This is a genomic window from Campylobacter concisus (assembly GCF_003048905.1).
GTDB lineage: Bacteria > Campylobacterota > Campylobacteria > Campylobacterales > Campylobacteraceae > Campylobacter_A > Campylobacter_A concisus_V.
On the sequence record NZ_PIRO01000008.1, the window covers coordinates 1 to 15924 of the forward strand.

The window sequence follows — 15924 nt, forward strand, 5'->3', positions numbered from 1 at the left end:
ATTTTCTACTTTAAAACTACAAATTTACTACTTAAAAATACTATTGATATTTTTATGTATTTTTTATATAATAACTACATAAAAGCTATAGGAGTATTTAAAAAATGTCAGTGCGTGAAATCGTTCAATATTCTAACGACTTTAACTTTTTGCCTATGCCAAAACTAACCGAGCGAGAGATGGATATGGTTGTTAAGATCTTATCCAAACTAGCAGATAATAGAAGTGTAAAAATTGATATATATGATTTTTTTAATGATTTACGTAATACCAAAGAAAGCACTAATAAGATGCTTGAAATGTTTAAAAGTCTATCTGACAAAATACTAAACTATAATATCAAATATACAACAGCAACGAAAGCTTATGCTTTTGTGTGCTTTGAAAAACTAGTGTTTGATTATAAAACAAACACCATAGAAATAACAGCGCAACAAGACTTTTATGAGCTTATAACAAATTATCAGCTTGGTTTTACACGTTTTGAGTTATTGGAATTTGTCAATATCAATTCAAAATATGCAAAAACGCTTTATAGGCTTCTAAAACAATTTAGAAATAGTGGGGTGGTGACACTATTTAGAAATAAGTGGGATGAATTTTGCGAAATCATGCAAATACCAAAAGGCTATCCACAACATAACATAGATGCTAGAATTTTGAAACCTTGCATTAAAGAGTTGTCAGCAGAACGTGATTTATTTAATAATAATCGCAATATTTTTGAAAATTTAACATACAAAAAAATTAAAGATCCTAACGGTCGTGGTCGTGGCGGCAAAGTTATAGGCATCGAATTTTATTTTACACCTGAGAAAGATCGAAGCGAGCTTAGTGAGCAGATTAAAAATTTAAAAAGTCTAAAAAAACATACCGAACCAGAGCCAGAGGAAGCTCCAAAAGTAAATTATTTGACTGGTGAGATTGTTACAGAACTAACACCTTATATTGGCAGGCATTTCAGCATGAAAAATAAATATGATGGTGGTTACGACTCTTGTAAGTTGCAAGAGGTTTGGAAAGGCGATGATAAAAAAATTCATGCGAAAGCGATCAACCAAGAAAATGGTAAAATATTTGATTTTGAATTTGAAACCTTACAGCATATGATTAATGCATTAAAATTTATTTAGCAGTTTTGATGAATAAAAAGTGTCCCACGAAAAAAACAAATTTTAACGTCTTAGTGGCAAAAGTGTCCCAATTTTTTGGGACTTTTATTAGTTAAAAGGTTACTGAATAAGGAAAAATCTATGTATAAAGGTTATCAAGAATTAGAATTAAGAATTTCTGAGTTTTTTACATGGTTGTTTGGCGAGGAAGTAATGATAAAAAATAGTATAGAAAACGCTTTGTTTGCTGGATTTTTAATGTTATTTGTTTGCAGTAGTCTTGGTTTTTTATTGTCTTATCTATTTGAAGAAGATAAGTTAAAACAACAAAACAACTAGAGGAAAATAATGTTTAAAGTGCCACAAGCAGAACAAATTAACTTCGACGTGAACCAAATCGAGGTGCTAAACGATTACTGGAGTGAGGCAAATTCTACCTATGACAATAATTTGTCAGTAAGCAAGAATAATAAAGTCTTTTTAGATGGTCTTTGTGTTAAAATTCAGCCATTGTCTAGCATTGATGAAAATGGATACTCTACAATAAAAGTATCAGTAGCAGGCGATAGCTCAGCAGTGTTTGAGATCATCAATAACGATCTAGATCCTCTTGTTAATGAACTAAAAAGGTCTATAATTGATTTTGAAAAGGAAGACGAAGATCCTTACTTCTTTGGCGGCGATGATTTGCTAGAGTTTTTATTAAAACAAAAAACCATTGAGAATTTAAAAGAAATTTTGGGAGACAGATAGATGAACAAATTGATTTTACCCCTCACGGCAGCATAAAGGTATTAAATGGAAAAATATAAATATATAAAATTATGCTGGGCTATTGGTATTTATATCCTATTTTTTATTCTAATAATCTATGGAACGTATACGATTTCACCTTTAATACACACTAACCAGGAGTTAGAGAAAATAAAGCAAGAAACTGGGAAATACCCTATGGAAATTATTAATCCAGTTACTTTGCAAGAACTAAATGAAATTGCAAAGGATCTTAATGGCACAATTATTTTCAGTGGCAATGGTAAAATAATAGTAAAATGATAAAAAATAAATTATATTAATAGAATTTATAGTAAAATAATAGAAATTAATGTATAATCACATAAAACAAAGGAGAAAATATGAAAAGATCAATTTTAGTTGTAGCACTTTCTGCTTTATTGATTGGAGTTTTATCTGGATGCGGCGGCGAGGAAACAAAGAAAGTTGAAGAGCCAAAAACCGCTAAATACTATAAAGATCATATTGACGAAACAATTAAGACATATGCTGATTGTGTAAGAAATAACCATTATAGAGATGAGGGTTACAATAGCATTAAAGTTAAAAATTGCAAGAATGCAAGCATTGCCTTAGATCAAAAAGGAATGTTAGATGAAGTTTATCAAAAAGTAAAGTAAAGTCACTATGACACTCAAAGAGCTTTCACAAATAACTGGCATTCCATACGATACCTTATTGCGTTGGAATACAGCTAAAAAAGATAACTATCGACGAGCCTTGGTAAGGCTGCTAAAAGATGTTGATAGGTCTATATTAATAAAATATTTTAAAGACAAACAATAAAAATAAATGTATATTAGATGTTAAATAATGTCTAATATACATTTATTTATAAAATACTAAGTTTAAAAATTAGTAAAATTTATCATAAAAAAATAGTAAAAATAGCGTGAAAAAATAAAAAAGTAATATTTAGTGCTAAAATTATGCATTTTTACTTTTAATTAGCTTAAAAAACCTTTCAATAGGCACTTTTAACAATATTATCATTATCTAATATTCGTTTAATAAATAACTTAATATAATTCGCTCCGTAATCCAAATATGGATTAATATTTTATTTTTGCGAAAGGACTTTCTATGTTGAGTTATTCTCCTGTAGAGAAATCTAAATCCAGCTCTCTCAATCTGCTTTGCTTTGCCTGCATAGCTTTTTTTGTTTTCGTCCCAGATCTAGCGTATTGTGCTGGCTTGGGTAGTGCAGAAAAGCTACTTACAAAGGTTTCCGAGTGGCTAAAATACCTTGCTGTTGCCACAGTAACTGTTGCAATCTTGGTTGTAGGCTATAAGGTAATTTTTGGTGGACAAACTATTCCAGAGTGTTCTAGAATTATCATTGGCGCAATATTAATTGCTTCTGCTTCAACAATAGCTTCTATTCTACTTGGATAGAATTGGGTAATAAGATGGAAGAAGTAATATATAAAGGTCTAACACGTCCAGCAATGGTTTTTGGTGTTCCTATAATACCTCTCTTTGCAGCAAGTAGTATAATATGTCTATTGTCGCTTTATACTACTTTTTTGTTTTTAGGGCTATTATTTCCAACAATATTCATAATGAGAGAAATTACTAAAAAAGATGACTTGATTTTTAGGACGCTCTTTTTAGGGATGAAATTTTGGAAAACCCCAGCCACTAAAAAATTTTTTAGAGATAGAAAAACATATATTACCTCTTCTTACGACAAAGTGCCACTAAATTTTAATGCTCCAAAGCTTAGTATTATTCCATTAAACTCAGTCCCAAATTTTAAGGATATGATCCCTTACGATAGCCTTGTAGATAATTTTGTGATAACTAAAAATTTCGACATATTAGCTACATGGGCAGTTGATGGCATAGCATTTGAAGTTGAAGATGATGAAATGCTAGAATTTAACAAACAAAAGATCAATATGCTGCTTAGACAATTTGACAGCAAACAAGTATCTTTTTATGTTCATAGTGCAAGATATAGCATTGAGGATAGCTTCAACGACTTAAAATTTAGCAATGAGTTTTTACAAGAGCAAGATAGAGCATACTATAACGGCTTCAATAAAAAGGAGTTAAAGCAAAACACCTATTATTTTACGGCAGTTTTTTCGCCTATCAATAAAGCTGCACTTCGCTCATCATTTAAAAAAGATAGCTTAGATAAACGCATAAAAGAGATGAATGATTATATAAGGACGTTTAAAAACTACTGCGTAACCATTGATACAAATTTATCTGACTTTAACGCAAAAAGGCTTGGTAAATATGAAGTTGATGGTAATGTATATTCATCACAATTAGAGTTTTATAATTTCTTGATATCTGGTAAATTTCAAAAAGTAAGAGCTACCAACTCCCCACTATATGAGTATTTAAATGGCGATATCTCTTTTATATCTTTTGGCAGCTCAACAATGCATTTAAAATTTAACGACGGATCAAATCGTTTTGCAAAAGCAGTTGAGATAAAAGACTATCCAAATCACTCTTGGACTGGTATATTAGACCAGCTTATGTATGAAGATATCGACTATACAATTACTCAAAGTTTTGTTCCTTTACCAAAATCAAAAGCAAAATACGAAATAGATATGCAAAGAAAAAGGCTAAATTCGGCAGAAGATGATGCTATTAGTCAGATTGAAGATATTGATGACGCACTTGACAACTTAATAGGTGGAAATCTAATATTTGGCAGCTATCATTTCTCTTTAGTGATCTATGGCGATAGCGTTGAGGATGTTGAGAAAAAAAGTAATAGGGCTATGGCCGTATTGGCAAATGCTGGATTTTTGACAAGCTTAGCTGGTATTGCGCTACCTGCAACGTATTTTTCTCAATTTATTACAAACCTTAGCATTAGACCTAGAATTTATACGATAACTTCACTAAATTTTTCATCTTTTGTTTCTTTTCATAATTTTGTAAAGGGCAAAAGAGATAAAAATCAATGGGGAGAGGCAGTAACTATTTTTAAAACCCCAAATAAGCAGCCATATTATTTCAATTTTCACGAAACAAATAAAGATGATGATTTTTCTAATGAGATTACAAGACTTGCAAATACTCTAGTCTTAGGATATTCTGGATCTGGTAAAACAGTATTGATGAGTTTCTTACTTAATCAGCTTTGCAAATTTGCTGACAAGAATAGTTTTCCAAGCAATACTCCAGAGAATAAAAAAAGAGCAAGTTTCTTTTATTTAGACAAAGATAAGGCTGCCATTGCAAATATCTTTGCGATAGGTGGTAAATACATTACACTTGATCTTGGAAAGCCAACTGGATTTAATCCATTTCAAGTAGAGGCGACCGAGCAAAACATTACAAGACTTCAAACACTTATTAAAATGCTAGTTACTAGAAATGGCGAGCAGCTTTTAGTTAGTGAAGAGAGGGCATTAAATACTGCCATTGAAGCTGTTATGACAAACTTTGAAAGAAAAGATAGAAAATATGGCATTTCAATGGTATTGCAGCACTTAACACAAAAAAATGAAGAGATCAATGCATTAAAATCTAGACTTAGCCTTTGGTCTTATGGTCAAAAATTTGGCTATGTGTTTGATAACGAAAATGACACTCTAACACTTGATGATGAAAATATCAACGTTTATGGTATTGATGGAACAGACCTATTAAACGATGCTGATATAAGCTCAGTTACAGCATTTTATATTCTTTGGCGTGTTATGGATCTAACCGACGGAAGACGTTTTGCTCTCTTTATTGATGAAGCTTGGAACTGGCTTTTAAATCCAGTAGTAGCAAACGAGGTATTTAATAAGCTAAAAACTATCAGAAAACAAAACGGCTTTATAGTTATGGGAACACAATCGGTAGAGGATTTTGCAAAATTACCGATCGCAACTGCAATTATAGAGCAATCTCCTACAACGTTACTCTTATCAAATCCAAAAGCGAATGAGAAAGATTATGTGGAAATTTTAAAGGTCACTAAAGAGGAATATGAGTTTGTTAAAACAACTCCTACTTCTAATAGGCAGTTTTTAGTTAGAAAAGGTAACGTAGATGGAGATAGAACAATAGCTGGCTTAGACCTTTCATCTCTTGGCAAAGCACACTTAGGAATTCTATCGACAGCTTCAGCAAACGTAGAAAAAATAGAAAATATCATTTACTCAGATCTGAGCTATGATGAAAAACTTGCAGATTTAAAAAAGATATACACAAAGGAGCAAAAATGAAAATCAAACAAATGTCTTTAGCTTGCGTTGCAGCACTAATGCTAAGCATTTCAACTCTCTCTGCCTCTGGAATACCAGTTGTTGATGGTGCTCAAATAAGTCAAAGCCAAATCAACCACATTGAAGATGTTTTAAAACAAGCCAAAACCTGGGCTGAAGAGGCTAAACGCTGGGCTGATACCGCTGCACATTACAAAGAACAGCTAAACGCCTATGCAAAACAACTTGCTAGCCAGACTGGCATAAGAGATGTTGCGTCTTATCTTGAAGATGTTAAAGAGCTTTATGGCAGCGTAAATAAGCTTGGAATGTCAATTACAGATGCGATAGAGATGACAAAGGATATAAAAGGTTTTAGTAAGGCTGATTTTATTAAAAATTTTATGGATATCATTGACAATCACTATGAATATAACCCTTGCAAAGCGATAGCAGAAACCGAAAAAGCTAAGAGAAATGCTTGCATGATAACTTATGCTGAACCTATGCAAGATATGGAAGTTTATAGTGAAATGTCAAAAAATATGGACAAACACCTGAAAAATTTAAACAAGCTTAGCAAAAAACTTGAAAAGTCTAAAGACATTAAAGAAAGCTCTGATCTAAACAATCAAATTCAATCACAAGTGGCTCTTATGAATGCTCAGAAAATTCAATTTGATACCTATAAAGACACTAGGAGATTAAGACAAGAGCAATCGGATTTACAAAGAAAATCTGCGATCTTGAAGAGCCAAAGTAATTGGGATTATAGATAGAAAGGTGCTAGTAATATGCCAACTGATGGTTTTTTCATAAGAGCATATCATACTTTTTATGATACTTTCGTAACAAGGCAGGATGCTTTTAATGGTCCTATTCTTAGTTTAGTAAAGATATTTACAAACTTTGTCGGAATTTACTTAACTTGCTGGATCATATATAGGGGATATCAAATTCTTTGGGGAAGAAATCAAGATAATATCAAAGATTTTGCTTGGGATGCCTTTGTGAGATTTGTTTTTATATTAGTTTGTTTCTTTCCAACAGAGTGGCTAAATTTAATTAGTGCAGCTTTAAAAGAGTTTCATGAGTTAAAAATTGGAAATCAATGGGATTTTATTCAATATCTTCAGGATTATTTTAATAAATCGGTTGATTTTACAAAACAAATGGCACAAGATGGGTCTTGGTATGAAGTTCTTTACATTGGGTTAATGATAATAATTGTAATGCTTGGCACTCTTGCAGGATGTTTTTATCCATTTAGAAGTTATATCTTAAACTATATAGGCTTTGTTTTTTTACTAGCATTAACTCCTTTGGCACTGATGAGTTTAATATTTGGGAATTTCTTGAAAGATACATTTAAAAATTGGTGGGGGTTAATGTTATCGTCTTGCTTAACACTGGTTCTTTTAAATGCTTTTGGGTTAGGTATTTTTACTTTTGTTCATAATATTTATTTTAAAGAAGTAGATGAATTATTTGCAAAAAATGAAAATTACTTTATGATAGCTTTTCTTGCTCTTTTTACTGGAGGTATGATAGCAGCATTTGTAAAGATAATTGTGAATTTGGTTGAAAAAATAGTTGGAACTTCAATAGAAAGCACAGTAAATAACGCTGCATTAAGTGTTGGATCTACAATAGCTGGTGGAGCTGGCATTGGAGCACTTGCAACAAGATTTGGAGCAAAATACGGCTTTAGAGGCTCAAAATGGGGTGCAAGCAAAGCATACCAGGGTAGCAAAAAACTTATAGAAAGATTTAAAAGAGGTAAAGAACAATGAAAAATTTGATTTTTCTTTTTGCTTTATTGGCACTTCTAAGTGGTTGCGCTGCAAGTAAAACAAATAACCTAAGCACTGCTAAGACAGCAGCAACTTGGGAAGAGCTTTTTGATAGCAATGAATGGCAGCCAGCAAACAATCAAGCAAACAGCACAAATTTTAAAAAGGCGATCTAATGGCTAAGAAAAAAGAAGATAGAAGAGAAAAAATATTTGAGGAATATATTACTCCAGAGGAGCTTGAGAGCGAATTTGGAATAAGTATTGAGCTTCAAAAGAAATATAGGTTAGAAGACGCTAGCAGGGATAAATACTTTGATAAAAGTATTCCAAGACTGCCATATATAGCAATATCTAGAAATATATTTTACGAAAAGGACAAAATTCGAGCATGGCTTGAATTTTTTAGAAAGGAATAGGCAATGAAAAAAGAAGACAATGAAGCTATAACTTATGAAGCAAGCTTTAGGTATTTGATTGAAAAATCAAATAGAAGGGCTTGGTTAGTTGCTTTTGTAAGTGTAATTATCACTTTTATGTCAATTTTGGCGGTCACATTGCTTACCCCTTTAAAAGAAGCTGTGCCATACGTGATAAGAGTTGATAATCAAACTGGAATGGTAGATATCATAACATCATTAAAAGAAGAGGACGTCTCCCAAAATGAGGCAATAGACAAATACTTTGTTTCAAACTATATCAAAATTAGAGAGGGATATTATTTTGATCTATTGCAGCATGATTATGAGCTTACACAAATTTATAGCTCACCTGAGGTAGCAAAAGACTATACAGCCATTTATAATGGCAAATTTGCAAGACATGAGCAGCTAAAAGACACCTATAAAGTTGAAATTCAAATACTTTCGGTTGTTTTAAGTGAAAGAGCAGGAACAAAAATGGCAACAATTCGCTTTAATGAGAATTTAAAGAAAATTGTAAAAGATGAAGCCTCTATGCAAAGCGAAGTGAAAACAAAGGTAGCCACTCTTTCATATGCTTATGATACAAAAATGCAAATGAGCGAAGAAGAGAGAATAGAAAATCCTCTTGGCTTTAAAGTATTAACATATAGAATTGATGATGAAATAAGGAGATAAAGATGAGATCGATTGTATTAACAGCCTTATCTTTAGCACTATTAACAAGTAGCCTATCTGCTCTAAATACTCCGTCAAGTTCAAAATTTGACAGAAGAGTATCTTATGCTACATATAATGCTGATGATGTTTTTCTTGTAAAATGTAAAAACGGCTATGTATCGATGCTTCAATTTGCTGATAATGAAAGAATAGTCAATATCGCAACTGGCTTTTCAAGTGGCTGGGAAATCGTAGATAAGGAAAATTTCTTATTTATCAAGCCAAAGGCATACGTAATAAATGAGTCTGAGCAAAACGCTCCAAAAACAATGACTGATAGCAACGGCGATGAGATAGATTTTCAAATGCCCTCAGTGATCCAGCCAAATGCTAAAGAATGGAATACAAACCTTATTGTTACCACTACAAATAAAATTTATATATTTGACTTAAGACTTGACGAGGAAAATATCAATTATAGGGTTAAATTTAACTATCCACTAGATGAAAAACTCAAAGAACAAAACAAAAAACAAGCTCTTGAGCTAGCCAAAAAACAAATTGACGAGAAAAAAGAGCTAGATACTGAGGTAGATAAAGTCAATGTCCCTAGAAACTGGGATTTTATGATGCACGTCAATAAAGGCAGCGATACAATAGCTCCTGATTTTGTTTATGACGACGGCGTATTTACATATATTGGCTTTAATTCTACGAAGACAATCCCTAGTATTTTCTTATTTGACGAGGCTAATAAAGAGAGCATTTTAAATACTCACTTAAAAAAAGATGGCAATTACGATGTTTTGGTGGTGCATAAGATAGCACAAAAACTACTGCTAAGAAGTGGCGACAAGCTTGTTGGTATTATGAATAATAGCTATGGCAAAAATCCACTTTCTAAGACTTACGACACTACAAAACAAAACATAGAAAGAGAGATCTTGGACAATGGCAGCAAATAATAAAAAAAGCATTTCTGAGCAAGAGGAATTTAAAGATATCATTGATGATACTGAGCTTGAAGACGAGAGATTAAAGACAAGAAAACTTCAAGCATTTGGAGTTGTCGCCTTTGCTGCTGTTGCCCTCGTTTTAGGTCTAGTAGCTCTTATTGGTAACTTTAAAAACCACGATGAGCAAGATGAAAAACAAAAAATTGCAGTTGGAACGAACGTGCAAAAAGGCGATTTTTCAATAAAGGAAGAAGCTCAAAAGATTAAAGAGCTAGTCCTTGCAGATAGAAATTTTACTGCTAATAAGGAAGAAGCACCAAAAAGTGATCCTTTTGTTGCAAAACCAGAAGCCAAAAAACAAGTAGTTATGGATTATAAGCCAAGAGTTTATAAAAGCACTTCATCTCTACTAGTATCAAATGCCTCTGCAAATAGCGGTGACTCGTCTGCAGGTGTCAGAAATTCAGAAGTGAATGAGAATGGGGAAAGAGTTGTAAAAACTGTTAGTGGCGAATATGTTTTTGATAGCAATGGAAACTTCATAAGAAGAAATGGCGAACCGCCAAAAGATTTTTCAGATAATGCTAACAACAACGATAATGGAAGTGATAATTCTGAGTATGAAACCGCTGGAGTATTCACTCCTAAGAGTGCAAAAGTTGGTAGCTTTGATCCAAATTTGTATTTATCAAAAGGAACATATATTGGCTGCTCGCTTGATACAAGGTTAGTTTCAACAATCAAAGGTGGAATTTCTTGCACTGTGAGCGAGAATATCTATTCTACAAATGGCACAACGCTTCTAATTGAAAAAGGATCAAAGATCACTGGCTTTTTCAATAGCGGCCAAATGAATGATGGTATGGATAGAATTTTTGTAGTCTGGAGTGAGATTAGAACTCCTAACAATATTATTATCCCAGTAAGCAGCGGTGCAAGCGATGAACTTGGCGGATCTGGAATACCAGGATATGTCGATCACCACTGGCTTGAAAGATTTGGCTCTGCAATTTTGCTTAGTATCATAGATGATGCTGCAAATGTTGCACTAAATGGCGGCAGTGGGACGAGAAATAATAACAATATTAACTATGTTGATAACACGAGAGAAACGACAATGCAAATGGCAAACACAGCTCTTGAAAAATTTATCAATATCCAGCCAACACTTTATAAAAATCATGGCGATATCGTCGGCGTTTATGTTAATAGAGATATTGACTTTTCAAAAGTCTATAAGCTTAACGTAAAAAGGAAAAGAAATGCACGCTAACGTTATGGGCGATGGGCATATTTTAACTCAGTATGCCGAAAAATATTTTGGTGAGTATTTGTCAAACGATGAAATCAACGAAATTTGCTACAACGGCGACGATAAGGTTTTTTGTGAAAACGTTAGAGGCGAATGGATAACTTTTACAAGAAACGATATAGATTTTAAGAAAATTTATGCCTTTGCCCAAACTTGTGCTAGCTACAAAGAAGACACAATAGACGATAAAAAGCCTATCTTATCTTGTGTATTACCAACTGGAGAGAGAGTGCAAATTCTTGTCCCTCCAGTTATGCCAAAAGGTAGAATTTCAGTCACCATAAGAAAGCCATCAAAGGTTAAATACACCCTTGAAAATTATATCGATAATGGCTCTTTGGATATAAAAACTGCAGAGAAATTTAAAGAAGCGGTCAAAAATGGTAAAAATATAGTTGTATGTGGCGAAACTGGTAGTGGTAAAACAACTTTTATGAAGACATTAGTTGATTTTATACCCTACAATGAAAGGGTAATTACTATCGAGGACGTGCCTGAGCTTGTTTTTACACACCAAGACAATGTAGTTTCCCTTTTTTACCCTAGCGAGGCAAAAAGCACTGATTTAATCAACTCTGCCTCTCTCTTAAAATCTTGTTTGAGAATGAAGCCAGATAGAATTTTGCTTGCCGAGCTAAGAAGCGGCGAAACCTATGATTTTCTTAACGTAATTTCAAGCGGGCACAACGGCTCAATGACAAGCTTGCACGCTGGCGACGTCACAAGTGCGTATAACCGCCTTGTAATGATGAGTATGCAAAACGAGCAGGCAAGAAGCACTGGTAAAGAGTTGATCCTTGAAATTTGCAAAAGAGTGATCGACGTTATCATCATCTTTAAAAAAGAAAACGGCAAAAGACAAGTTACTGAATACGAATACGACGGCGTTTTATTTAAAAGAAATACTGACGGCATGTTTTTTAATGCCTCAGAAAAATAAGGCTAGGAAAAGACTATGGCAGCTCCGCAACAAAAAGTAGAATTAGAAAGAGCACAAATTATTGCTTTGGTAATAGTTGCCCTTGTTCTAACTTACTTTTTAACAGCCGTTTTAATGTTCGCTCTAAATGGAGCGATGAATAAATTTATGAAGCTCTTTACGCTAGATTTTACTATCATTGCTCTAGTTAATGGCTATAAAAACGCCTATTTGGCTTTGCTTTTGGCTGCCATACTCTCTTTTTCTTTGGCGTTTGCAATTCCATATATACCAAAAAAGAGAAAGCTTTATGGCGATGCTAAATTTGCAAATGCTAACGATATAAGAAAACTTGGACTATTTCCTAAGAAAAACAACGATGGCATTATAATAGGCAAATATAACGGCAAGCTATTAAGATATGGTGGACAACAATTTGTCGCTCTTGGTGCTCCAACAAGAAGTGGTAAAGGCGTTGGTATTATAATCCCAAACTTACTTGACTATCCAAATTCTTGTGTCGTGCAAGATATAAAACAAGAGTGCTATGAATTTACATCAAAGTATAGGGAGCAGGTTTTAGGACAAGAGGTATTTGTTTTTAACCCTTTTTCAAAAAACACACATAGATATAACCCTCTTTTCTATATCGATATGGACGGAGATAATGCTGACGCTGAATTAACCGACTTTGGTAATATTCTATATCCATTAAAAGGCGATGGAAGCGTAACAGACTATTTTAACGGCAAAGCAAAGGATCTTTTTATAGGACTTTGCTATTTAATGAATGATTTACTAAACACTCCTAGAGGCTTAAGTTTTCTTGAAGCTCATAATCTGGAGTGCGACTTTTCACTATATGGAATTTTAAGGCTAAGCGAGGGCTTAAAATTTAAAATTGAAGAGGGTAATGGGGATGTTAGAGTTATAGATAACTTTGCTGATACATATAATACTCTAGTTAGTTTTGACATGGTTTGCCCTAAAGCAAAAGAGAGAATTGATGCCTTTTTTGAGATAAAAAGCGATAATGAGAGAAGCTCTGCAATGGGTAGCTTTATTTCTCCTCTTTCGTCTTTTAGAGCCGATAATATGAGATTGGCCACTAGTGCAAACGACTTTGATTTTAGAGATCTAAGGCGTAAAAAGATGACAATATATATTGCCATCACGTCAGACAAAAAAGCTAGTGCAAAGCAAATTCTAAATATATTTTGGCAGCAGCTAATCCTTATAAACGTCCAGCAAGGCTTGCCGCAATCAAATAGCGAGCTAAAGCACCCTTGCCTTTTATTGATGGACGAATTTACTGCTTGCGGATATCTAGCAACTTATTCTAATGCTATTTCGTTTATGGCAGGATATGATCTTAGAAGTCTAATAGCATATCAAGCAGACTCACAACTTATGACACCAAAACCAGAGGGATATGGAAGAGAAGAGGCTTTAACCCTTTTAGCAAACCACGCATGCCGAATTTATTATTCTCCAAAACTTAACGAGGATGCAAAAAAACTAAGCGAGGATTTGGGAACAACTACTGTGAAGAATAGAAGCAGAAATTTAGGCAAAGGTGGCGGTGGAAGCGAGAGCGACACCAGCACCCCTTTAATGATGGCACAAGAGCTAAAAACAATGAATTTTAAAAATGAGATTATCTTAATTGATAGTGCCAAGCCTATATTTTGCGAAAAGGCGTTTTACTACAAAGATAAATACTTTATGGATAAATTTAAACAAGTTTCACCTAGCCTTGCAAAAATTAAAGGCTTGCCAAGTCAAGAGCAGTTGATGAAAGCAGTCCAAAACAACGAAACAAGGACTACTCTCCCAACTCAAAGTGAAGAAAGCACGAGAGAGTGGATATATGAAAATGTTATGAAACCTAGACTTGAAAAATTTGAAGACGAATTTATGGCTATATCTTTGGAATACGAAGAAAAAATGAGAAACCTAGGTGATGACGTCGAAGCAATTAGTGATGAAGAAATAGACAAATACCAAAGAAATTTACAATCAGATGAACAAAGGAGTTAATTTGAAAACAACAGAATTTTTAAAAATTGTATTGTTTGGCTTAGTTGTAGTTGGATGCAGCAGACCACCAGAACCAGTAAAACTTGATGGCGGCTCAGCCACTACAATAAATCAAGGCTTGGTTGTCGAAACACAACAAGGCGTTGGCAAAGATCCATTTTTGAAAAATAACAAATGGAGCTACAACATGTATTTTGTAAAGACCAGCAAAGGTCTTATCGAAAACGATCAAACAGTTAAGGCATTTTTTCTAGCACACAACTCTGCAAAAATGGTCATTATAGGCAATGAAGCCATTGCACAAGAATATAAGGACTATTTTTTGAATAATCAAGTTACAGCGGAGATTGAAATACACCCAGTTGACAGCATTAATCTTTCAAAGAATAAGGTTAATGTTTTGTTTTTCTCAAAAAATTACTCTAAAGGAAAATAAAGATGAAAAAATTTGCCCTTTTCTTGGTCTTAGTTGCGTTTATCGGATCTGCTTATGCAAGCGGTATAAAAACAGACGAGCTAACTGGAGATACAAAGCTGGCTTGCGAAGCTTTACTATGCTTAAAAAGCCCAAATAAACCTAAAGAGTGCGATGCTGCATTGAAAAAATACTACTCAATAAAGGCTAAAAAATCTAAAGATACTGCAAGAAAACGCAAAAATTTTCTTAATCTTTGTCCAGTTGAGAATTAATCAATAAGGAAAGAAAATGTCAGGCAAAAGATATAATCAAGCAAATATCATCTTTGAAGAAATGCAAAATCAAGAAAGTAGCGAAGCCAACCTAGTTGGCAAAGCTACTGAGCTAGTAAAAAAAGAAAACGGCTCAGCAGAACTTGCTGGAGATGCTGGAGAACAAAATAATAAAACTTCAGAGAACATTGGCGAGCAAGAGCTAAATTTTGAAAAGGCTTTAGAAATACTAGGAATAAAGCTAACTCAAGATGATCATAAAACAGCAATACTTGATTATTCTCAGTGTGTAAAGAATTTTAATAATATTCTCGAGAGGGATAAGGTTAAAAGAAAAATCATCAAAGAGAGCCTCGACGTCGAAAACAATAAAACAACATTGTCGGCCATAGACGATATAGAAAAGAACTGGGACGAGCTAAGAGATTATTTCAAAGCCCTTATCAGCTTCTTTACAAATCCGCCTAGCAAAGAAATTTTTGAACTTACAAATCATAACGCCCTCTTAAATTCAGTATATCAAAGCTTTAAAAAATTTGAACAAGACTTTGAGGACTTAAATTTAACCCAAAATATGTCAAGCAAGATAAGGGCGTTAAACGATCGTATAAGTGAGCTTGACAACTTCAATAAACAAATTGAGGCAAAAACCGAGCATAGCTTTCAGTTTTACTCTACTTTTATTGATGAGCTTTCTAAAAATCAGCAAGAGAAGCTGAGTAACTTTATAGAAAAGACTGACGGAATAACACAAAAAATGAAAGATCTTTTTAACTCTTATGATAAATCGATGAGTGAAAGATTGAAATTTTACAAAGGAGGATCTAAATGGTTAAGCATAATTAGCCTATTGTTGGCACTTGGTTGTGGTGGGCTTGCTTTTTTCACACTTTCATTATCAAATGAAATTAGCACGCAAGGAGCTATCCTTAAACAATTAGGCGATATTGGCGTAGAACAAACGAATAAAGAAGTTAAATTTGAACTTCCTAAAAACGCCAGATACCTAAAAAAGGATGACAAAACATACATTATTATAGATAAATAAGATGACAAA

The 15924-nt window shown here is 33.4% G+C and carries 19 protein-coding genes; all 19 read left to right on the forward strand.

The genetic code is table 11. From position 1 onward, the window contains the following. Nucleotides 1-104 precede the first annotated feature (104 nt). The 19 genes from CVS95_RS09240 to CVS95_RS09330 all read left to right on the forward strand — a co-directional run bounded on the left by CVS95_RS09240 (nucleotide 105) and on the right by CVS95_RS09330 (nucleotide 15915). Nucleotides 105-1133 carry a replication initiation protein gene (locus CVS95_RS09240; RefSeq protein ID WP_107696409.1) on the forward strand — a complete coding sequence of 343 codons (1029 nt, stop codon included), beginning with the start codon at nucleotides 105-107 and terminating at the stop codon, nucleotides 1131-1133. 120 nt (nucleotides 1134-1253) lie between these two features. Beyond that, nucleotides 1254-1451 carry a hypothetical protein gene (locus CVS95_RS09245; protein WP_107696410.1) on the forward strand — a complete coding sequence of 66 codons (198 nt, stop codon included), beginning with the start codon at nucleotides 1254-1256 and terminating at the stop codon, nucleotides 1449-1451. A 9-nt stretch (nucleotides 1452-1460) separates the two neighbouring features. Then, nucleotides 1461-1865, forward strand: coding sequence for a hypothetical protein (locus CVS95_RS09250; protein ID WP_107696411.1), 405 nt, complete (start codon nucleotides 1461-1463; stop codon nucleotides 1863-1865). Between the two features lie 45 nt (nucleotides 1866-1910). Next, entirely contained in the window at nucleotides 1911-2168 is a 258-nt protein-coding gene (locus CVS95_RS09255; protein WP_103648629.1) for a hypothetical protein, read from the forward strand. An 80-nt stretch (nucleotides 2169-2248) separates the two neighbouring features. Further along, nucleotides 2249-2527, forward strand: coding sequence for an EexN family lipoprotein (locus tag CVS95_RS09260; RefSeq protein WP_103648630.1), 279 nt, complete (start codon nucleotides 2249-2251; stop codon nucleotides 2525-2527). Nucleotides 2528-2990: 463 nt separating this feature from the next. Then, nucleotides 2991-3302, forward strand: a complete 312-nt coding sequence (locus tag CVS95_RS09265; RefSeq protein WP_103648631.1) for a TrbC/VirB2 family protein — start codon at nucleotides 2991-2993, stop codon at nucleotides 3300-3302. Nucleotides 3303-3316: 14 nt separating this feature from the next. Continuing rightward, the gene (locus CVS95_RS09270) at nucleotides 3317-6097 is read left to right on the forward strand and encodes a VirB3 family type IV secretion system protein (protein ID WP_107696432.1); all 2781 of its coding nucleotides are present in this window, start codon (nucleotides 3317-3319) and stop codon (nucleotides 6095-6097) included. Next, on the forward strand, nucleotides 6094-6855 hold the full coding sequence (locus tag CVS95_RS09275) for a type IV secretion system protein (protein WP_107696412.1): 762 nt from the start codon (nucleotides 6094-6096) through the stop codon (nucleotides 6853-6855). Before CVS95_RS09270 ends, CVS95_RS09275 begins: the two co-directional genes overlap by 4 nt. 15 nt (nucleotides 6856-6870) lie before the next feature. Beyond that, nucleotides 6871-7869: a type IV secretion system protein gene (locus tag CVS95_RS09280; RefSeq protein ID WP_103648633.1), complete on the forward strand. Its 999-nt coding sequence runs from the start codon at nucleotides 6871-6873 to the stop codon at nucleotides 7867-7869. Beyond that, nucleotides 7866-8045, forward strand: a complete 180-nt coding sequence (locus tag CVS95_RS09285) for a hypothetical protein (protein ID WP_103648634.1) — start codon at nucleotides 7866-7868, stop codon at nucleotides 8043-8045. Before CVS95_RS09280 ends, CVS95_RS09285 begins: the two co-directional genes overlap by 4 nt. Further along, nucleotides 8045-8287 (forward strand): hypothetical protein, encoded by a 243-nt coding sequence (locus CVS95_RS09290; RefSeq protein ID WP_103648635.1) that lies wholly within the window; start codon nucleotides 8045-8047, stop codon nucleotides 8285-8287. Before CVS95_RS09285 ends, CVS95_RS09290 begins: the two co-directional genes overlap by 1 nt. A gap of 3 nt (nucleotides 8288-8290) precedes the next feature. Continuing rightward, complete coding sequence (locus tag CVS95_RS09295; RefSeq protein WP_107696413.1) at nucleotides 8291-8968, forward strand: virB8 family protein; 678 nt, start codon at nucleotides 8291-8293, stop codon at nucleotides 8966-8968. 2 nt (nucleotides 8969-8970) lie between these two features. Next, nucleotides 8971-9915, forward strand: coding sequence for a P-type conjugative transfer protein VirB9 (gene virB9, locus CVS95_RS09300; RefSeq protein ID WP_103648637.1), 945 nt, complete (start codon nucleotides 8971-8973; stop codon nucleotides 9913-9915). Continuing rightward, nucleotides 9902-11179: a type IV secretion system protein VirB10 gene (gene virB10, locus CVS95_RS09305; RefSeq protein ID WP_107696414.1), complete on the forward strand. Its 1278-nt coding sequence runs from the start codon at nucleotides 9902-9904 to the stop codon at nucleotides 11177-11179. Before virB9 ends, virB10 begins: the two co-directional genes overlap by 14 nt. Next, entirely contained in the window at nucleotides 11169-12158 is a 990-nt protein-coding gene (locus CVS95_RS09310; RefSeq protein WP_234400057.1) for an ATPase, T2SS/T4P/T4SS family, read from the forward strand. Before virB10 ends, CVS95_RS09310 begins: the two co-directional genes overlap by 11 nt. 15 nt (nucleotides 12159-12173) lie before the next feature. Continuing rightward, nucleotides 12174-14177 carry a type IV secretory system conjugative DNA transfer family protein gene (locus tag CVS95_RS09315; RefSeq protein WP_107696415.1) on the forward strand — a complete coding sequence of 668 codons (2004 nt, stop codon included), beginning with the start codon at nucleotides 12174-12176 and terminating at the stop codon, nucleotides 14175-14177. Between the two features lies 1 nt (nucleotide 14178). After that, complete coding sequence (locus tag CVS95_RS09320; RefSeq protein ID WP_199906353.1) at nucleotides 14179-14613, forward strand: cag pathogenicity island Cag12 family protein; 435 nt, start codon at nucleotides 14179-14181, stop codon at nucleotides 14611-14613. A gap of 2 nt (nucleotides 14614-14615) precedes the next feature. Beyond that, a complete protein-coding gene (locus tag CVS95_RS09325; RefSeq protein ID WP_107696417.1) occupies nucleotides 14616-14867 on the forward strand; it encodes a TrbM/KikA/MpfK family conjugal transfer protein in 252 nt (83 codons plus the stop codon). A 16-nt stretch (nucleotides 14868-14883) separates the two neighbouring features. After that, the gene (locus CVS95_RS09330; protein ID WP_103648642.1) at nucleotides 14884-15915 is read left to right on the forward strand and encodes a hypothetical protein; all 1032 of its coding nucleotides are present in this window, start codon (nucleotides 14884-14886) and stop codon (nucleotides 15913-15915) included. Nucleotides 15916-15924: the final 9 nt, after the last annotated feature.